This window comes from Flavobacterium magnum, assembly GCF_003055625.1.
In the GTDB taxonomy this organism is placed as follows: Bacteria; Bacteroidota; Bacteroidia; order Flavobacteriales; family Flavobacteriaceae; genus Flavobacterium; species Flavobacterium magnum.
Map to the genome: position 1 here is coordinate 3347277 of NZ_CP028811.1, position 26082 is coordinate 3373358.

The following is a 26082-nucleotide window of genomic DNA, read 5'->3' on the forward strand; positions in this document are numbered from 1 at the left end:
AGGGCGCTAATCATACAGTATGGAAAATTTTGAAAACGGGGCTGAAAACCAGCCAAAAGGTGAAAACATCAATTTCGAGTCGCGTCTGGATCTCAAGCCGCTTCAGGAAAGCCTGACCGCTGTAAAGGCAGAGCTGGCTTCGGTCATCGTGGGCCAGCACAAAATGGTTGACCAGCTGCTCGTCGCCATTTTGTCAAACGGCCATGTCCTGCTTGAAGGGGTGCCTGGGGTGGCCAAAACCATCACGGCCAAGTTGCTGGCGCGTACGCTCAATATCGATTTTGGACGCATCCAGTTCACGCCCGACCTGATGCCGTCAGATATTTTGGGAACATCAGTATTTGACCTCAAGAAATCAGAATTTGAATTTAAGAAAGGACCGATTTTTGCCAACCTGATCCTCATCGACGAGATCAACCGCGCACCGGCTAAAACCCAGGCTGCACTGTTCGAAGTGATGGAAGAGCGCCAGATTACCATTGACGGTCAGTCGTTTGCGATGGAAGCACCCTTCCTGGTGATTGCCACGCAAAACCCGATTGAGCAGGAAGGCACCTACCGTCTTCCGGAGGCGCAACTCGACAGGTTCCTGTTCAAGATTTCGATTGATTATCCAAAACTCGATGAGGAAATTTCGATTATCCAGCGTGAGCATCAGTTGCAGGATCATGGCAAACTGGACAATATCAAAATGTTGCTTACGGCAGCAGATATTAAAAATTACCAATCGCTGGTCAAACAGGTGATCGTCGAGCCGAACCTGCTGGAATACATCGCGAAAATAGTCGTCAACACGCGTGAAAATGCATTCCTGTACCTTGGCGCCTCACCGCGTGCCTCGATTGCGATACTGAACGCCGCGAAAGGATTTGCCGCGATACGCGGGCGCGACTTTGTTACGCCCGAAGACATCAAGGAAGCTGCGGTGCCGGTGTTGCAGCACCGCGTCATTGTCACTCCGGAACGCGAAATGGAAGGCATTACAAGCACGGAAATTATTAAGACAATTCTCGACTCGGTAGAAATCCCGAGATAAAAACACAACATGGGCGCATTGCATTTTTTCAGGCGATTGTATATCAACCACCGGTTTTTCTTCATGCTGATGGGGATGATGCTGGTATTCATCTGCGCCTTTATTTTTCCTTTTTTGTTCGATGCGGCGCGTTTCCTGTTTTTTGCACTGCTGTTCATTTTAGCCCTGGACACCCTCATTGTCTTTGTTGTCGGAAAAGGTATTGATGCCACGCGGGCGATGCCGGAAAAATTGTCTAACGGCGATGAGAATCCCATTACGGTCACCATCCGGAATTTTTACACATTCCCGATCCGGGTGCGCATCATAGATGAGATTCCTTTCCAGTTCCAGATCCGCAATTTCAATATAGAAAAAAAGATAGCGGCCTCTTCGGAAAAGCAATTTACCTACCAGCTGCGACCGGTCGAACGCGGTGAATATTCGTTCGGCAACCTGAATGTTTACGTGTCATCGCCGCTGGGAATCGTCTCAAGGCGGTTTACTTTCGAAAAAGGGCGCATCGTTCCTGCATACCCGTCATATGTACAGCTCAGGAAATACGACCTGATGGCTTTCTCGAACAACCTGTTCCAATACGGTGTAAAAAAAATCAGGCGTATCGGGCATTCGATGGAATTCGAACAGATTAAGGAATACACCCAGGGCGACGACATCAGGACGCTGAACTGGAAAGCCACGGCCAAGAAAAATGCACTGATGGTCAACCAATTCCAGGATGAAAAATCACAATCGGTTTATATGGCGATTGACAAAGGCCGTGTGATGAAAATGCCGTTTAACGGCTTGAGCCTGCTGGATTATGCTATCAATGCTACCCTGGTACTTTCTAACGTCATCCTGAAAAAGCACGATAAGGCCGGGATGCTTACCTTTTCCAAAAAAGTTGAAAACCGCGTTGTGGCTGAGAAAAGGTCATCGCAAATGGAAAAGATCCTCGAAAGCCTGTATAATGTCAAAACCGACTTTTTTGAAAGTGATTACAGCCGGCTGTACGCCGACATCCGTAAAAACATCAGCCACCGCAGCCTGATCCTGCTGTACACGAATTTTGAAAGCCTCGACGGCCTGCACCGCCAACTGCCGTACCTGAAAGCGATTTCAAAAAGCCATCTTCTGGTGGTCATTTTCTTTAACAATACCGAACTGGATGCGATGATCCGGCAAAAATCCGAAAACATCAGGCAGGTGTATGACAAAGCCATCGCTGAGAAATTTGCTTTTGAGAAACGGCTCATTGTCAATGAGTTGAGGAAATACGGCATTCATTCGGTGCTGACCCGGCCTGAAAATCTTACTTTGGACACCATCAACAAATATCTCGAGATTAAGGCGCGCGGAATTTTGTAGTTTTGCATCATGACCCGCAACTTAGATTTTTTCAATATCCTGCTGATGCTGCTTTCGATGGTCCTGGCGCTGCTGATTCCATTTGAGTTGTTCCTTTTCGTATATGCGGTGCTCGGCCCGCTGCATTACCTCACCGAAATCAATTGGCTGCAGCAGAAGAATTTTTTCCTGACCCGCAAAAACGATCAATATTTTATCGCCTTTTTCATTCTGCTGCTGGCGATCACGGGGATTTTCAACCTGAAAGGCTACTCGCCGCTGCTGATCTTTACTACATTTTTCGGCTCTTTGGCATTGCTTTTTATCGGGAGTTGGCGCAGACGGCTTGCCGCCCTGTCGGGAATCCTTGCCGCCGGAATCCTGCTTACGGTATTTTTTTATAAGCCCTTCCGCATCGTGTTTTCGATGTTTTTGCCTACGGTGGTGCACGTCTTTATATTCACCGGACTTTTTATTTTACTGGGGGCACTCCGCGGGAAAAGCCATATGGGTATCGCTTCCATAGTGGTGTTCGTGAGTTGTTCGCTGGGTTTGGTAATGGCCGGCAGCGCCTGGAATCAATCGGTGATTTCTGAATACCTCACAGACAGTTACCGCATTTTCCAAAGCCTGAACATCCGGATGGCGCAGCTTTTCGATTTTCTGCATTTTACCGAAATCAAAGCCCGCCTTACGTCAGCCGACGACCAAAACCAGCTGGTTTTCTTTTCTGATGCCGGGGTTAAGGTGATGCGTTTCATCGCTTTTGCCTACACCTACCACTATCTTAACTGGTTTTCAAAAACGTCGGTGATTCAATGGCACAAGACCTCTCGTATCAAGGGGATCGGAATCCTTACGATCTGGCTGGCTTCCATTGGCCTGTATTTGTATGACTACAACACCGGACTGAAATGGCTTTACATCTTAAGCATCGCGCATGTGCTGCTCGAGTTCCCGCTGAACCACAGGATTTTTATCGATATCCGCAAACATTTAAGGCTCAAGGCGGCAGGCTGAAAAATCTTCGCTATTTTTAACCAAAATTTCCATGTTGAAACAAATCACTTCGGTTCAAAACCCATTCATAAAATCATTGGTGCAGCTCCAGGAAAAATCCAGGGCGCGCAAACAAAGCGGCACTTTCCTGATTGAAGGCAAACGTGAGATCGAACTGGCGCTGAAGGGTGGCTTTTCCCTTGAAGCACTGTTATTCTGGCCTGAAATCTGCCCCGAAGCCGAAGCGCGCAAATTGCATACCCAGCCGATTGAAATCAACAGGGAAGTATACCAAAAACTCGCTTACCGGGACACTACTGAAGGCATCCTTGCCGTTGCCCAAAGCAGGGATTTGTCGCTCGACGCTTTGAATCTGCCCGACAACCCGCTTATCCTCGTGGCCGAGTCGCCCGAAAAACCCGGAAATATCGGTGCGTTGCTGCGCACTGCAGACGCCGCCGGACTCGACGCTGTCATCATCGCCGATGCCAAAGCGGATTTGTATAATCCCAATGTCGTGCGCTCCAGCGTAGGCTGTATTTTCACCAACACTGTCGCCGTGGGCAGTACACTGGAAGTCATTGCCTTTCTCAAAGAGAAAAATATCGCCATTTACTGCGCCACCTTACAGGATGCGACCCCATACCACACCCAGGACTACACTGCGCCAAGCGCTTTGGTAGTCGGGACCGAGGCAACGGGCCTCACACAACCCTGGCGCGACGCCGCTACACAAAATATCATCATCCCGATGCAGGGCGAAATCGATTCAATGAATGTTTCCGTCGCAGCGGCGGTCTTGATATTTGAGGCGAAACGGCAGCGCGGGTTTTAATTCAGACTTAAAAATTATGAGAGCATTTTTTTGGATTTTTACATTATTGATTGCCAATAGCCTTTCAGCGCAACTCAGCGAGCCGCAGGTTGATGAGCTGGTAAACCGGACGCTGAAAACATTTGATGTCCCGGGTATCGCCGTGGGCATCATAAAAGACGGGAAAGTCGTGCTTGCAAAAGGCTACGGCGTGCGCTCGATCATAACCCGGGAAAGCGTGGACGCCAATACCCTGTTTGGAATTGCCTCTAACAGCAAGGCGTTTACCAGCGCGGCACTGGCCATGCTCGTCGACGAAAATAAGATGGGCTGGGACGACAAGGTCATCAAATACATCCCGGAATTCAAGATGTACAACGACTATGTGACGAGTGAATTTACAATACGCGACCTGCTCACCCACCGCAGCGGCCTCGGACTCGGCGCGGGCGATCTGATGATCTGGCCCGACGGGCATGATTTCACCCCGAAGGACATCATCAAGAACATCCAATACTTAAAACCTGTTTCGGCCTTTCGGACAAAATATGACTACGACAACCTGCTGTATGTGATCGCGGGTGAGGTCGTCGCCCGCGTAAGCGGCACGAGCTGGAACGACTTTGTGTCGCAACGCATCATGAAGCCGTTAGAGATGAATCACAGCGCGCCGTCCTGGAACCTGTTAAGGGACACGTCGAACGTCATTGTGCCTCATGTCCCGATTGACGGCAAACTTAAAGTCATCGAGCGCTACCGCAACAACATATTTGATGCGGCAGCGGGTATTTATACGAGCGTAAACGACCTTGGCAAATGGGTGCTGATGCAGCTCAATCAGGGGAAATATGGCGACACCCAACTCTTTTCCAAAAAAACGCAAACCGAGATGTGGACACCGCAGACAATCATTCCGGTTACTGCCGCTGCGCCATACAATTCTCATTTCAAGGCCTACGGACTGGGCTGGTTCCTGAGCGATGTGAAAGGGTATAAACAGGTAACCCATACCGGAGGTTTGGAAGGCATCGTGACACAGGTCATTATGTTTCCGGAGCTTAACCTCGGGATCATCGTGCTGACAAACCAGCAATCCGGGTCTGCGTTTAATGCGATTTCGAATACCATCAAAGACAGTTATCTCGGCATCGCACCAAGCGACTGGGTAAAATTTTATGCTGACAAGGACCGGGCCAGCGAGGACAATGCCGATAAAATCACCGATGAAGTCTGGGCGGCCGTTGCAAAAAACCAAAACGGACAGTTGACCGCGGATGGCTCAAAATACACCGGCGTATACAGCGATAAATGGTTCGGCGACGTGTCGATTACTGAAAAAAAAGGCAGGCTGTACTTCGCTTCGAAGCGCTCGCCACAACTCACAGGCGAGATGTTTCTTTATAAGGAAAATCAGTTTGCCGTCCGGTGGAACAACCGCTACTTCCATGCTGATGCCTTTGTGCTGTTTAAAAACGGCAATACCGAATTCGAAATGAAGGCCATTTCCCCATTGACGGATTTCAGCTACGATTTTCAGGATCTGTATTTCACAAAAAAAGCAAAGCAGTAGCCTTCGCTTTCAACCCGAAAAATCATTGGAAACCATCCTGAAGAAAGGGCAGCACGTATGTGTCAGGCTATTAACACCAAATTCCGGCATGGCGCTACGGCGCCAGTGGAGTCGATAGTCAGGCAAACATAAACCACCGCGCGACCCGTACCTGCTAGCAGAACTGCGAACCGCGTTTGCACATTCCAATTCTTTGTCCTATTTTTAGGAATTGAATGTTTTCACACATGACAGAAATTGAAATAGAACAGGAGAATAAAGCGATTGCCCGTGAGTACAAAGAACTGTTGCGTATCAGCTACCAGACGCTGAGCGTAGAAGATAAGAAACTCATACGCAAGGCGTTTGATGTCGCCGTCGACGCGCACAAGGACCAGCGGCGCAAATCCGGCGAGGCGTACATCTTCCATCCGATCGCAGTAGCAAAAATCGTCGCTTCCGAAATCGGTCTCGGCGCTACGGCGATTGCCGCGGCCCTGATGCACGATGTCGTCGAGGATACTGATGTGACGATTGAGGATATTGAGAAAATGTTCAATTCCAAAATCGCGCAGATTGTCGAAGGACTCACGAAGATTTCGCAGGTGCAGAAAGACCTCAATATCTCGATGCAGGCCGAAAATTTTCGAAAAATGCTGCTCACCCTCAATGACGATGTACGCGTTATCCTGATCAAGCTCGCCGACAGGCTGCACAACATGCAGACAATGGAGTCGATGGCGGAGCACAAGCAGACCAAAATCGCCTCGGAAACCTTATACATTTATGCCCCGCTCGCCCACCGCCTTGGCCTTTACAACATCAAGCAAAAACTTGAGGACCTCGGACTGAAATATACGGAACCACAGGTGTATCATGAAATCCTGAGCAAGATGAAGGAAACCAAGGAAGAGCAGGACGAATACATTAAGAGCATTTCTGACGTGTTGAAGCAATCGCTCGATACCGAGGGATTGGACTACATCATTAAAGGCCGCCCAAAGTCAATCTATTCCATACGCCGCAAAATGAAAGCGCAGAATGTGAGTTATGACGAGGTCTATGACAAGTTTGCGCTGCGCATCGTCTACCGGTCCAGCGTACACGATGAAAAGTTCATCGCGTGGAAAATCTATTCGATAGTCACCGACCATTTCCGTCCAAGTCCGAGCCGGTTACGCGACTGGATATCCTCGCCCAAATCAACCGGGTACGAAGCGCTGCATACAACTGTAATGGGTCCGAAAGGCCGTTGGGTAGAAGTACAGGTACGAAGCGAACGCATGGATGAAATTGCCGAAAAAGGATACGCCGCGCATTACAAATACAAACAGGGCGCCAATGAGGAAAGCGGGCTGGATATCTGGCTGAACCTTCTTAAGGAAGCACTCGAAAACCAGGAAACCAACGCCGTGGATTTCGTCGAGGATTTTAAGATGAATCTCTATTCGAAGGAAATTTTCGTATTCACCCCCAAGGGCGAGATCAAATCGCTGCCAAAAGGCGCGACATCGCTGGATTTCGCATTCAGCATCCACTCCGCGATCGGAATCAGGACACGTGGCACACGCGTGAATGGCAAGCTCGTTCCGCTGAATTATGAGCTCAAAAGCGGTGACCAGATTGAGGTTATCACTTCCCAAAATCAAAAACCCACGATGCACTGGCTGGAGTATGTGACCACTGCGAGGGCCAAAAATAAAATCAAGAGTGTCCTGAACGAAGACACCAAGAAGATTGCTGAGGAAGGCAAGGAGCTCCTGACGCGAAAATTGCGCCACCTCAAAATCAATGTAAACGAAAATACGATCAATGAACTGGTGAGCTTTTTTAAGCTCAAGACCAGCCTCGACCTGTATTACCGTGCAGGGATCGGATCGCTGGAAAACGCGCAATTGAAGGAATATGCATCGCTGAAGAGCAATACGCTGATGAATTTCTTCAAGAGCAAGATCAAACGTACGCCAAATTACAATCCCGAGCAGATCCAGAAAGACGAGATCACAAGCAATTATGACATGCTGGTATTCGGGCCGGAACACGACAAGCTCGACTACAAGCTGTCGACCTGCTGCAACCCGATTCCCGGGGATGAGGTATTTGGGTTCATTACGATCAATGAGGGGATTAAAGTCCACAAAAAAGACTGCCCCAATGCCATCAGCCTGCAGTCGAATTATGCCTATCGCATCATCCAGGCGAAATGGATCGACTCGACCCAGCAGGAATTCAAGGCGATATTGAACATCACGGGTATGGACAGCCTCGGACTTACGAACGAGCTCACTAAAGTCATTTCCAGCAACATGCACGTAAACATCCAGAGCATCTCACTGAGCAGCGAGGCGGGGATCTTCAAAGGGCAGGTCACAGTGATCGTACAGAACAATACCATCCTGAAGCGCATGGTGGAAAACATCCAGAAAATTGACGGTATCGATAAGGTGACGCGGGTTTACAAGTAAACGTCCCGCACTGATCGGATGTTTTCAGAACGCATTCAGGAATCCATCGGGATACTCAATATGGAACGCGAGACAGTTTCAGCAAAAGCCTGACCAAAATGAACAACCATGCAGGAACCCTTCTTTAACGACCACATCCAACTCCAGAAATCAGAAGGCAAAGGCGGCTGGACATTCATCAGCATGCCTGTAATGCCGAACCTGCCCAAAAAGAAAAACAGCACCGTGAAAGTACGCGGTACGATTGACGGGTATGTACTTGACGGCATCCACATCTGGGCGATGAAAAAAGGCACGTTCCTGGCTGTAAAAGCGGAAATCCGCAAGGCCATCGGTAAAGCATCGGGTGACACGGTAAAACTGGTGCTGTACCTTGACGAGCCGCAATCAGCCATACCGGACGACTTTATGCTCTGCCTTCAGGAAGAGCCGAAAATCCTCAGCCAATTCAGGAATTTGCCCCAAAAGCAACAGCAGGAAATGCTCGACCACATCTTTTCGGCCAGAACCGAAGACGAGAAGATTGAACGGATGGCCAAGGCAATGGACCGGCTCGCAAGCCACGATTAGCGATCCGCTGTTGCAGCGCACTAATTATCAATTATCAATTGCCCATTATCAATTATCCATTATCTTTGCGGCATGACACTTATATCGGTAGATAACAGCAAAAACCAGGAAATCGTCAAGAACGTTTTCACCAAATACCTGGAGAAGAAAGGCCACCGCAAAACGCCGGAACGGTACGCAATCCTTCAGGAAATTTACGACAGCGAGGAGCATTTTGATATAGAAAACCTCTACATCAAAATGAAAAACAAAAACTATCGGGTGAGCCGTGCCACGTTGTACAACACGATTGAGTTGCTGCTGGACTGTGCGCTGGTACGCAAGCACCAGTTCGGGCAAAACCAGGCGCATTATGAGAAATCATACTTCGACAAACAGCACGACCACATCATCATGACCGACACAGGCGAAGTGATTGAATTCTGCGATCCGCGCATCCAGACGATCAAAAAGACGATCGAGGAAATCTTCGACATCGAGATTCACAACCATTCGCTGTACCTGTATGGCAACAAACGGAAAATCGATACAGAGACCGAAGCGCAGGAAGGATCAGCCTCGTCTGGCACATAATTATTGGGGCGCCGCCTTCGGCCCGGGCTCTCCGCGGTGCACGGCACCTTGCTGCGATCCCTGGCGCGGTCCCGCGAAAAAAGAACTTTAAACACACAACAACCATAAATCATTGGCAGCAACCACAACCGTTACACCGTTATCAATGATTGATTATTCCTAACAAAATGACCGTAGATTTATTATTAGGCCTCCAGTGGGGCGACGAAGGTAAAGGCAAGATTGTCGATGTACTCACTTCAAAGTATGACATTATCGCACGCTTCCAGGGCGGCCCGAACGCCGGACACACTTTGGAATTCGATGGCATCAAGCATGTCTTACGTACGATTCCCTCAGGGATTTTCCACAAGAATTCGATCAACATCATCGGGAATGGCGTCGTCATTGACCCGGTAGTCTTCCAGAAGGAAATCGAAGGCCTGGAGAAATTCCAAATCGACATCAAGAACAAATTGTTCATTTCCCGAAAAGCACACCTTATTTTACCCACACACCGTCTGCTGGACGCGGCTTCGGAAGCGGCCAAGGGCAAGGCTAAAATCGGTTCCACTTTAAAAGGCATCGGACCGACTTATATGGACAAGACCGGGCGAAACGGCCTGCGCGTGGGCGATCTGGAGCTGGACGATTTCAGGGAGCGCTACCGCCACCTGGCTGACAAGCATGAGGCCATGATTAAATTTTACGATGTATCCATACAGTATAACCTGGCAGAACTCGAAAAGGAATTTTTCGAAGCGGTGGCCGAACTCAAAAAACTGACTTTCATTGACAGCGAGGAGTATCTTTACCAGGCACAGAAAGCCGGGAAATCCATCCTTGCCGAAGGCGCTCAGGGGTCACTGCTTGATGTGGACTTTGGGACTTACCCGTTTGTTACCTCATCAAACACGACTGCAGCCGGAGCCTGCACCGGACTCGGTATCGCGCCGAACCACATCGGGGAAGTGTACGGGATTTTCAAGGCCTATGCGACACGCGTCGGCAGCGGCCCGTTCCCGACAGAGCTGTTTGACCAGACGGGAGCCGATATGGCGCGCATCGGTAACGAATTCGGATCGGTGACAGGCAGGCAAAGGCGTTGTGGGTGGCTGGATCTCGTTGCCTTGAAATACGCAATCCGCGTCAACGGCGTGACCCAGCTCATGATGATGAAAGGCGACGTGCTTTCAGGATTCCCAACGCTTCAGGTATGCACCGCCTATGATTATTTAGGAAAGCAAATCGACCACCTCCCATACAATATCGAACCTGAAAATGTACAGCCCGTGTATACGGAATTCAAAGGCTGGCAGGCCGACCTGACGGGCATGACAGGCTATGACGAGCTGCCTTCAGAACTGAAATCCTATATTGAATTCATCGAAAAGGAATGTGAAGTGCCGATAAAGATTGTATCTGTCGGGCCGGACAGGAAGCAGACGATTATGAAATAAGGAAAGCCGCTGGGAAGCGGCTTTTTTATTTTTTAAAAATCTTGAATGCTTTATTTCCCGTTTCAGTGTGTACCATGACAATATAAAAACCTTTTTCAAATCCTGAAACATCCAACTCTGTGACATTGTTATGGAGCTCGTATATCGTTTTTCCGGTTATATCGTACATTATCAAATCAAAGGGCCTTTGTTCAGGATTATTTATATACAAAATATCCTCTGTAGGATTTGGACCTATCGAAATTGATTCATCTGCGATGTCGGTAATTCCTAGTGGTGTGCAACTGACAGGTATAAATACATTCGATGGTCCTGAAAGATAACCAATACCTAATTGTCCGACTACATTCGTGCCCGTAATCCATAGACTTCCATCCGCTTTTTGTGCTACACTGTTCTGGTACATACCCCAAACAGAAACCCAGTCTGAATCGCTACCTATTTGCTGTGGCAGATTTTGATCGTCATTATTCCCGTTGCCTAATTCACCATTAGTATTAAATCCCCAACTCCATAAAGTTCCGTCGCTTCTCACAGCAATTGTATGATGAAGTCCTGCGCCTACAGATATCCATGCATGATCGGTTTGTATTTGAAAAGGGGTGTTTTTGTCAATTATCGTACCATCTCCGAGCTGTCCGTAAGTATTTCCACCCCAAACCCACAGACTACCATCATTTTTTAAGGCAACCGTATGTGTACGTCCCGTGTGGGCTAAAGTCCAATCATTTTCTAAACCAATTTGTGTCATTGTATTTACTGAATCTCCCGTTTGCCCAACCCCTACTTGTCCGTATTGATTCCAGCCACATCCCCATAAAGTTCCATTGCTCTTTATTGCAAAAGTATTATTCACTCCTTCAAAAACTGAAATCCACGTGTTATCGTTACCAATCTGAACTGGAGAAAGACGAGTGGTATAAGTTCCATCACCTACAAACCCGTGTAAATTGCTTCCCCATCCCCAAAGTGTTCCGTCAGATTTTATGCCGTGTGTACTCGAGCCGCCTATAGAAATAGTGAGCCAAGTATCTATTCCAATTTGTTGAGGTAAAGGATTTATATTCGTAGTACCATTTCCCAACTGACCATCTACATTTCGTCCCCAAACCCATAAAGTACCGTTTGACTTTAAAGCAGCGGTATGACTAACGCCACCATATACAGAGCTCAAATCACTTATCGTATTGACTTGGATTGGAATATCATGAAAAACGTAATTACCCGTCCCCAACTCACCATTCCCATTAAAACCCCATGCCCACATAGTCCCGTCATTCTTCATGGTTTGGATGTATCGATGTCCAGGAGACACTGACTGCCAACATTGCCCAATGACTTTCGTATAAGTAATAAATATGACAGCTATAACAGCGAATGACCTTCTCATAAAATATATATTTGGATCTAAATATATAAAAAATAGTTCTTTTTTTGCCGTTTTGAGCAGGATTTCGGATCTTGATTGAAGTTTTTTGTCCTACTTCCTCGGCAAATTCCACTTCTCAATCAGTTCCTGATTCAGATCTTCCTCTTTGGTGTTTGGATTTCCTTTGCCGGTCGTGATTAAATTTTTAAGGCTGCCCTGGATGTAACTCGTCCAGGCATCTTTACATACCTCGTAACATTCGTACTGTGGCGTCAGGCCGACTTGCGTAAACACCAGTCGTGTCTGGCCGTCTTTTTCAGAAATTTCAAAAATAATCTTGTTGTCTTTCCATTCGCTGTCATCGGTTGTAAAGTTGAAATGGTTCTCCAGCACGTGCCACACCACAATCTCATCGGGGATGAATTCGATGATTTTCAGTTTGCAGACGTGTACATCTTTATAATTGTAAAGGAACACCGAATCCAAAGTATCGGTAGCGCCTTTAATGTTCTCGCTCCACCAACCTTTAACATGGTTGATTGCCTCAAAAACTGCTTTTGGAGACTCGTTTACGAGAAAACTGGTCGTATAATCCTGGTTGTTCATAGGTAGGAGTTTTTAGTTATCTGAATTGATCAAAGGCAATAATTTATGCTCGAGGTATTGTGACCAGGCCGGCGCACAGGCGTCATAGCAAGGCGTCTCAGGCGTCAGCCCCTCGTGCGTGAAGGTGAGTGTCGTTTCGCCCCCGTCTTGTGAAATGTCAAAAATGATTTTTGTACCCACCCACTCGTCCTGCTTGTCGACGAAACTCAGTGCGCCTTCAGTGGTAAGCCATACGATTCTTTTGCTTGGTACCACCTCGACAAGCCTGTGCCTGCTGTAATGCGCGCCATCGCCCGCCCGGAAACTGAACTCGTCATCGAGCTTTTCGGTGTCGCCGGTGATTTCCTCATTATAATAACCTGACCACCAGGCACGCACGTTACCGATGGCGTGGAATACGTCTTCCGGACTTCTCTTCGTTTTTAAAACGCAGGTAAAATCAGTCGCTGCCATAACGATTATCGTATTAAGATGAATTGCCCGAGATGGTATGCCAGATGGCTGGCGCGGGTGACGATGATGTTGAGCTTATTGCGGTAAGGTTCGTTTGCAAAATCCTCCGTGCTGACGGCGGTGTGCTTCAGGAACCAATCGGAAGGCTGCATCTGCGCAAAGTGCCCATCCAGCACAGCACTCACCTGCTGCCAGGCGTGTCTTAATGTTTCAGCAGACGGCATTTGAGCCGCGGCCCTGTCCGGCTGCCTGAGGAACGTCTCCTCCATCTCCGGATACAGTTTCTCCCCGAGATCCAACAACGGAATCATACTGTCGTGTACTGCGGTCAGGTGACCTAAAAGGTAGATCCCGCGATTTCTTCCGGGCGAGATTTCCTGCTGTAGTTGCTCATCCGAAAGTGATTCGAGCACCGTATTGAATTGCTTCATCAGCGCGTTCCATCGGTCAAAAGTCATTTTTACCATAATTTGTTCTAAAGTCATTTTTCTTCTTTTTAGTTGATTTGTACAAATCTAGCGTCTGTTTACCACTTCGACGGGGTGTAAAAGAGACATTGCCGTGGGTTGATTTGGACAACCAATAGTATTATCTTCGTAAAAAAATCATACAATGAAACACCTTACCCTGTTAGTGCCCGACGGACAAAGCAAACTGTCCAGCATTATCTGTACATATAAGGTATTCCTGAAGGCAAACGCGTTCTGGAAAAATGCCCACGGCAGCGACCGGTTTGTGATACAGCTGGCCGGAATTTCCGAGGAAGTCGAATTTTATGACGGCTTATTTTCTGTGAAGCCGCACGTCAATATTTCCCAAATTGCCCGGACTGACCTCATCATCATGTCGGCACTGAACAATCATGATTATCCGGGTTCGATCGACCGAAATAAGTCGATGACCGACTGGGTAGTAAAGCGCTACAAGGAAGGCGCAGCGGTCGCTACAATGTGTACGGGCGCATTCCTGCTGGCCTCGTCGGGACTCCTTGACGGGAAAAGCTGCTCCACCCATTGGGCTGCTGAAGAGACTTTCCGGCAAATGTTCCCGAAAGTCAACCTACAGACCAATTTGCTCATCACGGATGAAAATGGCATTTATACCAATGGCGGCGCCTTCTCATTCTTAAACCTGATCCTCTATCTGGTTGAAAAATATTACGACCGGGAAACGGCCATCCTTTGTTCAAAGATGTTCCAGATCGAAATGGACCGCAACAGCCAGTCACCGTTCATGATCTTCACCGGCCAAAAACAGCATGGCGATGGCATGGTCCAGCAAGCGCAGGCATTCATAGAGAATCACCTGCAGGAAAAGATTGTAATGGAACAGCTCGCCGACCGATTTGCCGTCGGGAGGCGCAATTTTGACCGCCGTTTTATCAAGGCCACGGGAAATACACCGGTGGAATATGTACAGCGTGTGCGGATTGAGGCCGCAAAAAAGGCATTTGAAACCACGCGGAAAACCATTAACGAAGTGATGTACGAAGTGGGTTACTCCGATGTAAAAGCATTCCGCGACGTTTTCAGGAAAATTACCGGGATGTCGCCCGTGAGTTATCGGGAGAAGTATAACAGCGGGTCCGCGGTCGCCTAAATGCGGCCGAAACGGATTTGGAACTTAGCCAATGGGTTCACACAATTGCAACTTGTTGCCTTCGGCGTCCAGGATGTGCACGAATTTGCCAAAATCAGATACGACTATCTCATCCAGGATCGTCACTCCTGCGCTTCTGAGCTGTGCGACCATGGCTTCCATATCCTGCACCCTGTAATTGACCATAAAATCCCGATCAGAGGGCTCGAAATAGTCGGTGCCATTGTCAAAGATGCGCCAAGCCGTCGAGCCCTTAATTTCAGGATTTCCGGCATCGCGCCATTCGAATTTAGCGCCCCACGGACTCATTTCGATGCCCAGGTGGGTTCGGTACCATTCGTTCATTGCCTTTGGGTCCTTACTTTTAAAAAATATGCCACCAATCCCTGTTACTTTTTTCATAGGTTATGAATTTCGGTTGATAAATCTTTTTCATCCGCTACCGGTTGTCTTTTCAAAATTAACGAACTGATCAATGTGACTACCAATCCCACAGGTAAAATTTCGGCGTAAGTCATGATGGCGGTGAAGAATGGATTTCTGTACTGTACCGCAAAGGAAGCAATTTCGCTGGCCTTTGCAGCGATTTTTACCTGGCTCGCTCCGCTGGCCCTAAGCTCGGCAAGCATGTGGGCGGAATACTTGTCAATGAAATCAGGAATAAAGTAAAAGAAATCGATGAGCCACGCCACAACATACATCGTGGAGGCAATCAAAGAGATGAACAATCCGACCTTAAACGCCTTCCCGAAACTGATGATACCGCCATTGTGGTTGTCCCTGTAGTTTTTAATCCCTACAAATACCAGCGAAAAAGCGATCAGCATCGACGCGTAACCCACAGCCATGCTCGTGCCGTAATCGACGTCGCCGTTGCAATGGCTTAAATAATTCATCGAGAACAGCATAAATGCCGATACCACGGTGCCGGCAATCAATCCATAAGTAAGTGCAATTTTTTTCATGTCTTTCGTTTTAAAGTTTGACGCAAAGGTGTCTACTGTTTCGGAAAACAGGCTCATACTTTCGGCCATTTTTCGGTTCATCACCGTAATTCATACTAAAGTATGGCGGTTACGGGATCAGTTTCAGGCGCCGCGCTTTGTCGACAGCCTGTGTCCTGCGTTTGACATCCAGTTTCTCAAAAAGGTTTTGCAGATGAGTCTTCACGGTGCTTAACGAGATGAACAGTGACCCTGCGATTTCCTGGTTGCTGTGGCCGGATGCCAGCAGACTTAAAATTTCCATTTCGCGTTTGCTCAATTCAAGCCGCGAAACCAAAGCGACGTCCTGTACGAACGAATCATTACTGACGTAGACCGGTTTTTCCACAACGAGCGTATGTACTTTGGGTTTTGACAGCTTGAGGGCCAGCCAAATCCCGAGTGCGGTAAAGACCAGCGCGATGATGCCGGCATAGACTTCGAATGCATTGCTGAAGATAATGAACCGCAATTCGAGCCAACGCAGCAAAAACATCAGCAAGGCCAGGCTCAGCCCGTAAAGGATTATAGCGCGATATTTGGTAAGCGGGTTCCCGGTCATGCTGCAAATGTCTAAAATTTTACAGAGAAAACGGCAATAAAAAAACCGCCCCTTGAGGCGGTTTGTGATGATCCATTATAAAGCATTAATTGAAATAAAGAAAAAAGGAATTATTGTTTGACTACTTTTCCACGCTGTAAATAGCCGCTACCATCTGTCAGTGTGTAAAAATAGATGCCCGGCGCATAGCCTGAAATGTTGACCGGATGGTCGGGCGTAGCCGCATCGATAATCGTCCTGCCGTTGGCATCGAAAACAGAAATTTTATAGGCACCCAGGTTCTCCCCTTCGAAGAAAATCTGGGACTGTGCCGGATTGGGAGATAAATTCACCCGTTTGGAACTTTCGGTGGCTTCGGTGACGGGAGCCTTGCGCTCAAACCCGCTTTCCCTGCAGTCAATGGCGATTGAACTGATTACGGCATATATCGGTTTCTCAGAACAAATCATCACCGTATTGCCTGTGGTGAAACTGATCGGAAATGATCCCATACTGCCGTCGTCATACTTGACAAACACCTTGTAGCACATGTGACACTCGTCAGCAAACCTTTTGAAGCGTATGCACTCCAGATCCCCACATTTTGTGGTTTCGTAACTGAGGCAGTTGGCCGGCGGCGGTGGCGGGGGAACGGCCGCGAAATCCATCCTGATGGTTGAAAGCGTACCATTCATGACGGCCAGGATGGCAATCCTCGGATTCTCCTGCTGCATCGGATTGGAAAAAGAAGTGTCGAATTCCAGCAGACGATTGTCAGCGTTGAAACGGCTGCTGCCGGTGTCATAGTGGTCGTAACCACCCTCAAGTTCTGGCGAAAGGAAATAAGACGCCGCACCGCAGGACGACATGATCTTAAAATGTACCGGCGTATCCCAGGGTATTGCACCTGTAGCCGACTGCACCTGGCCGGAAGCGTCATAGACTGTCTCGGAATACAGTGTTTTTTTGTCGCGGCTCATGACCGAGACGGAGCCAGCACAACCTGTTTGCCCGTAGGTAAGGCAGGAACAGGCAAGCGCAAGCAAAAAAATTGCGTTTGTAATGGTTTTCATAAATAGTAGGATTTAGGGGATTGGGGTGTAAGCAGTTTTTAGAGTCGCTGTTTCACTATTTCCGACTTTGTTTCATAGGCATTTCCTTATTTCAATTAATTAGTCGCAATATCCAAAATTAATTGTTTAATAAAATTCCTTTTATGAGATTTTATACTCCATTTTATCAACATATTCATAAACAAAAAAGCCGCCCGATGGCAGCTAATCTATTACTATTTAAAACGTCAGGCGCTATTCCTTCACTACGATAATCGTAGCTTTAAATCCTGTGGCAAGGTTCCAGTTTTTTGCCGAAATCACTTCGCCTTTATCATTGTAAACGACGAGCTGTGCAGTATTGGGACCGGAAGTTCCCTGGTTGAGTGCCTCAAATTCGATGGTATTGAAGCCGGGAACCAAAGCCAGTTCAAATCCCTGGAATTCCCCGCCTAAGGTCACAATCGACCGTGCAATGATCCCGTTGGCAAAAATGCGGATCTGGTCGCCATCGACGAACTCATGGTCACGATACATGATGTTGACCGATCCCGAACTGGTCTTTACGTCGCCCAGATATTGGTCTTTACGGATGGCCTGTTGGTCTTCGGAAAGCGCATGCTGCCTATTGAGTTTGTCCTCGTAAGGTTTCCCCGGATCCACAAAGTCAGGTTGGTCCATCATCCCCTTTTTTGGCATTTCCGGCCAGGGTTTCACGGGTTCCGGCTTCTTGTCGAAAATACTGGGCGCCGGCGGTACGGGATTTTCATTCACGGGTGCATTGGTTGAGGTCCTTGCAGGCAATATCGGGGTAAACTTCTTCCCGACATCACCCTGAGCGTAGATCCCGCAGCTGCAAACCAATAAAAAGTACACCAAATGCTTCATCCTGACACATAACGTTTGATCGCCTGTAAAATTATGAAATCCGGCAATTACTTCAGCAGCTTAAACACGAATGATTCTGACGGGTTGATGGTCACTGCAATCGTACCCACACCGTTGTTGACGAAGAGCGTGGCACCTTCCTTGAGGTACAATTGGTCCTGCAGCCTGTAAGTACCGTCGCGCAACGACCAGTTCCGGATGACATCCGCAGGGATAATCAGGTTGAACTGGCTTTTTGTAACCCACGAAAAATTATTGATGATCACGAGTTCTTCATTGTCGGACCATCTTACGAACGAATAAATCCCTTCACTGTATCCTTTTGTTTTCTTCCTGTTGATGCTTTGGATGTCCTGGTACTTCCCCATCAACGCCTCGCTGGCAATGGTAAAGTTCAGCAACCTTGAATAAAAATCGCGCAGCTGCTTTTCCTCGGCCGACAGTTGCCCACCGTCAAATTCCCCATTATTCATCCATCGCTGGTGGCTCGGAACGCCGATATAATCGAAGATAGACGTGCGCGTCGGTTTTCCGAATCCGGCATCCTCATTGGCCGCCTCACCTACCTCCTGACCAAAATATATCATCGTGGGTGAACTTCCCACGGTAGCCGAATACACCATCAGCGGCTTGCCCTTTTCAGCAGTGCCTGCAAATGCATCACTGGCCAGTCGTTGCTCATCGTGGTTATCGAGGAAATGCAGCATGTGTTGCTCGATGTCTCCCAGTCCCAATTGGATTTCAGCCAGCGGATCCGGGAGGCTTTTGCCCTGAATCACCGCTTTTAGCCTGTCGTAGGTTTCGACCTTATCATACAGGTAATCCATTTTACCGAACTGTATGTAATTACGGTATTCTTTCGGATTGTAGACTTCAGCCATCAGGAAAGCCTCCGGATTGCGCATTTTTATGGCGGAATTCATGTAGCTCCAGAATTCATAAGGCACCATTTCCGCCATGTCGTAACGGAAACCGTCTACGCCCATTGCGGTCCAATACAAGGCAATGTCACGGAACTTCTTCCAGGAATCCGGTACATCCTTACCTTCCCAGAACCGATAGTGCTCTTCATATGGCCGACCGCCGAGTGCCTGCGGCATTTCCGGAAAATCTTTCCGTCCGTCAGGCCGCACGCCATAATTGACTTTTACGGTTTCGTACCAATCGTCGATCCCGGGTTGCGGCTCGCGCGACCCATTGCCGGTCCATTTGGCCGGGTTCTCGTTAAATTTCCTGTCTGACAACGGGTTCTTCTCGCCATTAAGCGGCTTGTAGCTTTCCGAAACCGGCACCTGGAACGCCTTGCCCGGAATGTAATAAAAATTGTTGTCGCGCTTGTATTCTACCGAGGTGTCGTCATCCGCTCCGAAATCCCTGACGCCTTTGGGATTTGATTTTCCTTCATATTTGCGGGCAATGTGGTTTGGCACAATGTCGATGATGACTTTCATGCCGTGCTTGTGCGTACGGGCAATCAGTGCCTGGAATTCCTGCAGCCTTTGCGAAGGGTCGTCGGCGAGATCCGGGTCGACATTATAGTAATCCTTCACGGCATACGGTGATCCGGCGCGTCCTTTGACGACGTCCGGGTCATCATTGGAAATGCCGTAGGCCGTATAATCGGACACCATCGCATGATGTGGCACACCGGTATACCATATGTGCGTGACGCCTAATTTTTTAATTTCAGACAATGCACGGTCGGTAAAATCGCTGAACTTGCCTACGCCGTTTTGCTCCTTGGTACCCCAGGCCCTGTTCAGTGTTTTCTTATTTCCGAAAAGTCTGGTAAAAACCTGATACACGACCGCTTTCCTTTGCGGGGCGGCAGCTTCCTTTTTCTTATCCGGCATAGCTTTTGTCTTTTTATCCTGTGCTGAGGCCGTGATGGCACACAGGATCAGCGCAGCAGTCAGAATTTTTTTCATTGTAATGCATGTGTTGGATGCAAATATAGGAGAAAGATCGGAAGTTCTCCGTCCGGGGTGCTGAGAAGTATCGTGAACGATTTTTTTGGCTTACGATACTGTGCGCCAGTAGTTCCTTAATTCTTTCCCAATAAAAATGCGTATTGGTACATTTTACTTAAATTTGGCGAAAAAATAAGATCCGTTGAAAAATTACTTTTTCTTCCTGGCCTGTTCCCTGTTTTTATTGTCGGTCATGCCTGCTTTTGCACAAAAAGGCAAGCCCATCGTGATCGAATACGCAGATCATTTTGACATCGATGAAGCGAAACTTCCGGATGTGGCGTTGCTGACCGGCAATGTCCGCGTAAACCACGACGGTGTTATCATGACGTGCAATAAGGCTTATTTTTTCAAGAAGGAAAACTATCTCAAAGCATTTGGCGCGTTCCACATGGTCCAGGGCGACACGCTGCACATGACCAGCGACTACGCCGAATACAATGGCAATGTGAAACAGGCCCTCGCGACCGGTAATCCGGTTTTACGCACGCCTGACATGACCCTGACGACCGACACGATTCATTTTGACCGCAATATCCAGCAGGCCTATTACAACACCCCGGGAACCATAGTCAATAAGGAAAACACGCTTAAAAGTAAGTCCGGCCGTTATTATGCAAAGGAAAAGAAGTTCCAGTTCCTGACCGCGGTTACCATTACCAATCCGAAATACGTAATCAAATCCAACCACCTGGACTACTACAGCAATTCGGGACACGCTTACCTTTTCGGGCCTTCGACCATCACGAGCGACAAGGATTATATTTATACCGAAAAGGGATTTTATGACAACAAGAAAAATGTCGGGCATTTCCTGTCCAAATCGTACATCAGGTATAAGGACCGCCTCATCGAAGGCGATAGTTTGTATTATGACCGTACCAGGGAATTCGCGTCGGCGAGCCGCAATGTAAAAATCACCGATTCGATTAACAAAGGACTTGTAAAAGGCCATTATGCCGAAATTTTCAAGGCCAAGGATTCGATGTTCGTCACCAGGCGCGCCGTAGCCATCAACCTGCTGGAGAATGATTCGGTATACATACACGGCAAGAGGCTCCTCATTACCGGAAAACCGGAAAACCGTGTCATCCGTGCGTTCGATAATGCGCGTTTCTACAAAAGCGACATGAGCGGCAAGTGCGACTCAATTCATTCGAGTCAGAAGGACGCGCTGACCAAACTCATCGGCAGGCCGATTATCTGGAATGGCAAAAACCAGCTTACCGGCGATGTGATGCATTTAATCGGAAACAACAACACCGAAAAACTTGACTCCCTCAAGGTGCTCAACAATGCGTTTATTATTGCGAAAGATACGGTCGGCAATGGTTTCAACCAGGTGAAGGGTGTCAATCTTTATGGAAAGTTTAAGGACAATAAGCTGGATGAGGCCGATGTGGTCAAAAATACTGAAATCGTCTATTTCATGCGAAATGACCAGCAGGAACTCATTGGCATCAATAAAAGCGTCAGCAGCAGAATAAACCTCAGGCTCAAGGATAATGAGATTGATGAGATTACGCAATTCGACAAGCCGGACAGCGATTTGTATCCCGAAAGCAAATTACCTGAAAACGCGCGTAAACTCCGTGGATTTATCTGGCGCGAAGACGAGCGCATCAAGTCGAAAGACGACATCTTTCCCGCAGAGGAAAATGAACTGGATGCCAAAATCCAGGCTGATAAAAAGAAACAGGAGCTGAAGCCTGACCAGCCCATGAAAGTACGGAAGGAGACGAAGGATTATGACAAGAACAATCCCAAACAGCCGTAGGAAACAGCAGGTTATCAACCTATCGATACAGGCTAACAATACAGCCACAAAATAATGGCTGCCCTATTTTCTGACGATTACCTATTTTAATTACGATCACCATGCTTAATGATTTCCTCAAATATCAGGCACAAACCTCCCCATACCCGCTCGGGATGGAAGTGTCGCATGCCGACGGTTCCTATATATATGATGTAAACGGCAAGCCATTTCTCGATTTTGTCGCCGGAGTGTCTGCGGTTTCCGTCGGGCATCGGAACCCGCGTGTGAATGACGCGATCAAAGCGCAACTCGATAAGTATTCGCATGTCATGGTGTATGGCGAATACGCGCAGGATCCGGCGGTAGCCTATTGCAAAATGCTCGTCTCCCACCTGCCCGCAACTCTCGATAAAGTCTATCTCGTCAATTCAGGTACCGAAGCCACGGAAGGCGCTTTAAAACTCGCCCGACGTGTCACCGGGCGCAGCCAGCTGGTCTCATGCCACAATGCCTACCATGGCAATACTATGGGCTCGATGAGCGTCATGGGCTTCGAAGAACGAAAACAGATTTTCAGGCCATTGGTTCCCGACGTCGATTTCATCAATTTCAACAGCGAAGCGGATTTGCAAAAAATTACACACAAGACTGCAGGCGTCATCCTCGAAAGCATACAGGGTGGTGCCGGTTTTATACAGCCTGAAAACGGCTTCCTGCGAAAGGTACGTGAGCGCTGTAGCGAGGTGGGCGCAATCCTGATCGTGGATGAAATCCAGCCCGGGTTTGGCCGCACGGGGAAATTATTCGGTTTTGAAAACTATGACGCCGTCCCCGACGTAATTATTATTGGTAAAGGAATGGGCGGCGGCATGCCTGTAGGCGGTTTCGTCGCTTCTTCAAAAATGATGGATTTGCTGAGCCATGACCCTAAGCTGGGACACATCACGACCTTCGGCGGACATCCTGTCATAGCGGCAGCCTGCCTCGCCACCCTCCGCGAAATCACCGAAACCGGGCTGATGCCGCAGGCTTTGGAAAAAGAAACCCTGATACGGTCGCTTTTGGTCCATCCTTTGATAACAGAGATACGCGGAAAAGGTTTGATGCTCGCCGCGATGACGCCATCGGCTGAGATGACCAACCGCGTAATTTTACGCTGCCAGGAAAAAGGGCTCATTCTGTTCTGGCTGCTCTTTGAAGGACGTGCGATCAGGATTACACCGCCGTTGACGATATCAGAGGCGGAAATCCGTAAAGGCTGCGCCATCATCCTTGACACATTGGATGAGATAATGAACGATGTTGTTAATTAAGTTGTTCACAACAATAAATTTCCAAAACCGTTTTAACGATATCGTTACCTACTTTTAGTTAGGATAATTTTAAAGATAAGAAGTATGCAATTAAGCAACGAAGAAGAAGACTACAATTTATCCTTATCCAGATTCGAGTCAATGTTGAAAACCAACAAGGTACTCTTTTTTGACTCTGAGGAATTTGAAGAAATTATCCTTCATTACCTCGACATGGGTAAAGCGTCGTTAGCAAAAAAAGCCTTAAAATTAGCACTGGAACAGCATCCCAAATCCACAGGCCTCAAGCTTGTGCAGGTAGAAATGCTGGTCTATGATGATAAACTCGATGCAGCCGAAAAGCTGTTGAACGAACTGTTTGCGATTGAACCGCATAACGAAGAAATCTATATACAGAAAGCAAGCATTTACTCGAAACGCGATGATCACGAAAAAGCGGTCGAATTTCTAAAAACCGCGCTGCAATATACTGACGACTATGCCGATGTGTACAATCTCATGGGCATGGAATACCTTTTTATGGACAACCTTGAAATGGCAAAAGACAGTTTTATCCGATGCCTTGAGGAGGATTTTGAAGACCAGGCCGCCTTGTATAATGTGGTGTACTGCTTCGAATTCCTGGATCAAAACCAGGAGGCCATTGATTATCTTGCCAAATATATCGAACGCAATCCATACAGTGAAATCGCCTGGCATCAGACGGGCCGGCTCCATTACGGACTCAAGGAGTATGAAAAGGCATTGCGCGCATTCGATTATGCCACGCTGATTGATGACGAATTCCTTGGCGCGTTCATGGAAAAGGCCAAATCGCTTGAAAGGCTTAAGCGCTTCGAAGAGGCGATTGAGGCATATAGCCGCACTATCGAATTGGAAGATCCGACATCTTATGCTTTGCTGCGCATCGGCAAGTGCCATGAACGGCTGGGCAATAAGGCACTGGCATTGAAATTTTACAACAAGACCGTGCATGAAGATCCGCTGCTGGACAAAGGCTGGATCGCAATCACCGACTTTTACGTACGCCAGAAAAATTTCCAGAAAGCGTTGTTCTACGTCAATAAGGCACTGAATATCGACAACCAGAATCGCCTGTACTGGAAGCGTTACGCCACAATCAACAGGGAAATGAACTTCTTTGAAGAGGCAGAATTCGGGTACCGGAAAGCAGTTGAATTTGGCGATACCGAGCTGGACACCTGGCTGTTTTGGGTAGACATACTGCAGTTCCTTGGCGAATTTGAGACTGCTATTGATACGTTGTTGCAGGCTTCGGAGTATTTCACCGACTCTTATGAAGTGGAATACCGCCTCGCCGGATTGTATTTTATGTTGCATGAGGACACCAAAGGTAAATTCCACATCGCAAACGCCTTGCGCCACAGCTTCGAAAATCATGTCATGCTTGAGGAGCTTTTCCCGGTGATCTGGACGCGGAAAATCGTGCAGAATGCCATCAACAAATACAGAAAATAATATTTTTATACATTGAGAACTATTCTTTGGTGAATCCTTAGCCAAAGGATAGTTTTTTTATAGCCCATCACCATGTCAGATTTCAGGCAGTTCGGCCTTATTGGCCGGAACATCGATTACTCGTTTTCAAAATCCTATTTTACGGAAAAGTTCCTCAGCGAAGGCCTCGAGGGCAACACGTATCAAAACTTCGACATCCCTGACATTACAGATTTCCAGGATGTCATTGAAAACAACCCGGACCTGAGCGGACTCAATGTCACGATACCTTACAAATCATCGGTTATTCCATTCCTTGATAAATTGTCGAAAAAGGCCAATGCCATCGGTGCCGTCAATACGATAAAATTTACCAAAAAAGGGAAACTCAAGGGGTACAACACCGATTGGTACGGATTCACCAAGTCCATCGAACCGCTGCTAAAACCCGAACATCAAAAGGCCCTGATCCTGGGCACCGGAGGCGCTGCAAAAGCGGTCTCGTTTGCTTTGGAAAATCTCGGCATCGGGCATGTATTTGTATCCCGCAACGAAGGCCCGAATACCATAACTTATGAACAAGTATCGCCTTATATGATGGGCGAATACCTGCTTGTAATCCATTGCACGCCATTGGGCACCAGCCCTGAAGTGGATAAGTATCCTAACATACCGTATGATTGTTTCACGCCCTCGCATATCGCTTACGACCTGATTTACAACCCCTCCGAAACGACATTTCTCAGGAAAGCGGCCGCGTTCGGGGCGGTGACCAAAAATGGTTATGACATGTTGGTTTTCCAGGCGGAGAAAGCATGGGAAATCTGGAATTCGTGATCCGGCCTGAGTTTGTTTGCCTGTAAGAATTTGATTAAATGTAGGGCCTGAGGCTTTTATATCAAGGTTTTTCTTTGAATTTTGAACTGCCTTTACTACCTTACGCCCTCAAAAATTACGAACGTTATACATTTTAAAAAATGTTAGAAGAAAAGAATGACAACCTGCACGAAGCAGACGGAAGCACAGCGGATCAAAATCAGGAAAATGCCATAAAAAATGACGGCTCGCCTGAAACGACTGAGGATGTAGTTACACCACAGACGGAAGAACCGTTAGGGGAGGCGATTGTGGCTGAGCATGAAAATGGGGAATTGCAGGAAGAAGAGCCGGTAGATTATGACCGTGGGCTTGACACCAATGCCAGGTACGAAGCGCCTGCAAATGCTGTTTCATCTGAGAAAGCTGCCGATCCTGAACAGCCTGAAACAAACCAGGAAAACGCAGATGCGCAGCAAAATACCCTTGAAGAGGCTATTA

At 47.8% G+C, this 26082-nt stretch carries 24 protein-coding genes; 14 read left to right on the forward strand and 10 right to left on the reverse strand.

The window, feature by feature from the left end:
- Positions 1–19 precede the first annotated feature (19 nt).
- From HYN48_RS14670 to HYN48_RS14710, 9 genes are all read left to right on the forward strand, one after another.
- Entirely contained in the window at positions 20–1036 is a 1017-nt protein-coding gene (locus HYN48_RS14670) for an AAA family ATPase (RefSeq protein ID WP_108373055.1), read from the forward strand.
- Positions 1037–1045: 9 nt separating this feature from the next.
- Entirely contained in the window at positions 1046–2386 is a 1341-nt protein-coding gene (locus HYN48_RS14675; RefSeq protein WP_245945965.1) for a DUF58 domain-containing protein, read from the forward strand.
- Positions 2387–2395: 9 nt separating this feature from the next.
- Positions 2396–3385, forward strand: coding sequence for a hypothetical protein (locus tag HYN48_RS14680; RefSeq protein WP_108373060.1), 990 nt, complete (start codon positions 2396–2398; stop codon positions 3383–3385).
- Between the two features lie 34 nt (positions 3386–3419).
- Positions 3420–4199, forward strand: coding sequence for a TrmH family RNA methyltransferase (locus HYN48_RS14685; protein ID WP_108373679.1), 780 nt, complete (start codon positions 3420–3422; stop codon positions 4197–4199).
- 16 nt (positions 4200–4215) lie between these two features.
- A complete protein-coding gene (locus tag HYN48_RS14690) occupies positions 4216–5748 on the forward strand; it encodes a serine hydrolase (protein ID WP_108373062.1) in 1533 nt (510 codons plus the stop codon).
- A gap of 227 nt (positions 5749–5975) precedes the next feature.
- Positions 5976–8192, forward strand: coding sequence for a RelA/SpoT family protein (locus HYN48_RS14695; protein WP_108373681.1), 2217 nt, complete (start codon positions 5976–5978; stop codon positions 8190–8192).
- A gap of 108 nt (positions 8193–8300) precedes the next feature.
- Positions 8301–8762, forward strand: a complete 462-nt coding sequence (locus HYN48_RS14700; RefSeq protein ID WP_108373064.1) for a DUF1905 domain-containing protein — start codon at positions 8301–8303, stop codon at positions 8760–8762.
- A 72-nt stretch (positions 8763–8834) separates the two neighbouring features.
- Positions 8835–9335 (forward strand): Fur family transcriptional regulator, encoded by a 501-nt coding sequence (locus HYN48_RS14705; RefSeq protein ID WP_108373066.1) that lies wholly within the window; start codon positions 8835–8837, stop codon positions 9333–9335.
- Between the two features lie 167 nt (positions 9336–9502).
- Positions 9503–10774, forward strand: a complete 1272-nt coding sequence (locus HYN48_RS14710) for an adenylosuccinate synthase (RefSeq protein WP_108373068.1) — start codon at positions 9503–9505, stop codon at positions 10772–10774.
- A 25-nt stretch (positions 10775–10799) separates the two neighbouring features.
- Here HYN48_RS14710 and HYN48_RS14715 read toward each other — a convergent pair whose 3' ends face one another.
- The 4 genes from HYN48_RS14715 to HYN48_RS14730 all read right to left on the reverse strand — a co-directional run bounded on the left by HYN48_RS14715 (position 10800) and on the right by HYN48_RS14730 (position 13687).
- Positions 10800–12164, reverse strand: a complete 1365-nt coding sequence (locus tag HYN48_RS14715; protein WP_108373071.1) for an RCC1 domain-containing protein — start codon at positions 12162–12164, stop codon at positions 10800–10802.
- Between the two features lie 90 nt (positions 12165–12254).
- On the reverse strand, positions 12255–12749 hold the full coding sequence (locus HYN48_RS14720; protein WP_108373073.1) for an SRPBCC family protein: 495 nt from the start codon (positions 12747–12749) through the stop codon (positions 12255–12257).
- A 12-nt stretch (positions 12750–12761) separates the two neighbouring features.
- Positions 12762–13202 (reverse strand): SRPBCC family protein, encoded by a 441-nt coding sequence (locus HYN48_RS14725; protein WP_108373075.1) that lies wholly within the window; start codon positions 13200–13202, stop codon positions 12762–12764.
- Between the two features lie 5 nt (positions 13203–13207).
- Positions 13208–13687, reverse strand: coding sequence for a DinB family protein (locus HYN48_RS14730; protein WP_108373077.1), 480 nt, complete (start codon positions 13685–13687; stop codon positions 13208–13210).
- A gap of 127 nt (positions 13688–13814) precedes the next feature.
- Between HYN48_RS14730 and HYN48_RS14735 the strand changes: the two genes are divergently transcribed.
- A complete protein-coding gene (locus HYN48_RS14735; RefSeq protein ID WP_108373079.1) occupies positions 13815–14801 on the forward strand; it encodes a GlxA family transcriptional regulator in 987 nt (328 codons plus the stop codon).
- 24 nt (positions 14802–14825) lie between these two features.
- Here the strand turns inward: HYN48_RS14735 and HYN48_RS14740 are convergent, their stop codons facing one another.
- The 6 genes from HYN48_RS14740 to HYN48_RS14765 all read right to left on the reverse strand — a co-directional run bounded on the left by HYN48_RS14740 (position 14826) and on the right by HYN48_RS14765 (position 20193).
- A complete protein-coding gene (locus HYN48_RS14740) occupies positions 14826–15203 on the reverse strand; it encodes a VOC family protein (protein WP_108373081.1) in 378 nt (125 codons plus the stop codon).
- A complete protein-coding gene (locus tag HYN48_RS14745) occupies positions 15200–15766 on the reverse strand; it encodes a DUF4199 domain-containing protein (RefSeq protein ID WP_108373683.1) in 567 nt (188 codons plus the stop codon). Before HYN48_RS14745 ends, HYN48_RS14740 begins: the two co-directional genes overlap by 4 nt.
- Before the next feature lie 109 nt (positions 15767–15875).
- The gene (locus tag HYN48_RS14750) at positions 15876–16346 is read right to left on the reverse strand and encodes a response regulator transcription factor (RefSeq protein WP_108373084.1); all 471 of its coding nucleotides are present in this window, start codon (positions 16344–16346) and stop codon (positions 15876–15878) included.
- Between the two features lie 110 nt (positions 16347–16456).
- On the reverse strand, positions 16457–17398 hold the full coding sequence (locus HYN48_RS14755) for a T9SS type A sorting domain-containing protein (RefSeq protein WP_108373086.1): 942 nt from the start codon (positions 17396–17398) through the stop codon (positions 16457–16459).
- 234 nt (positions 17399–17632) lie between these two features.
- The gene (locus HYN48_RS14760) at positions 17633–18265 is read right to left on the reverse strand and encodes a hypothetical protein (protein ID WP_108373089.1); all 633 of its coding nucleotides are present in this window, start codon (positions 18263–18265) and stop codon (positions 17633–17635) included.
- A 47-nt stretch (positions 18266–18312) separates the two neighbouring features.
- A complete protein-coding gene (locus HYN48_RS14765) occupies positions 18313–20193 on the reverse strand; it encodes an alpha-amylase family protein (RefSeq protein WP_108373092.1) in 1881 nt (626 codons plus the stop codon).
- 235 nt (positions 20194–20428) lie between these two features.
- Between HYN48_RS14765 and HYN48_RS14770 the strand changes: the two genes are divergently transcribed.
- The 4 genes from HYN48_RS14770 (at position 20429) to HYN48_RS14785 (ending at position 25602) form a co-directional block, all read left to right on the forward strand.
- The gene (locus tag HYN48_RS14770; protein ID WP_108373685.1) at positions 20429–22012 is read left to right on the forward strand and encodes an OstA-like protein; all 1584 of its coding nucleotides are present in this window, start codon (positions 20429–20431) and stop codon (positions 22010–22012) included.
- 101 nt (positions 22013–22113) lie between these two features.
- Positions 22114–23307, forward strand: a complete 1194-nt coding sequence (locus HYN48_RS14775) for an aspartate aminotransferase family protein (protein WP_108373094.1) — start codon at positions 22114–22116, stop codon at positions 23305–23307.
- A gap of 84 nt (positions 23308–23391) precedes the next feature.
- The gene (locus tag HYN48_RS14780; RefSeq protein WP_108373096.1) at positions 23392–24786 is read left to right on the forward strand and encodes a tetratricopeptide repeat protein; all 1395 of its coding nucleotides are present in this window, start codon (positions 23392–23394) and stop codon (positions 24784–24786) included.
- 72 nt (positions 24787–24858) lie between these two features.
- Complete coding sequence (locus HYN48_RS14785) at positions 24859–25602, forward strand: shikimate dehydrogenase family protein (RefSeq protein ID WP_108373098.1); 744 nt, start codon at positions 24859–24861, stop codon at positions 25600–25602.
- Positions 25603–26082 lie beyond the last annotated feature (480 nt).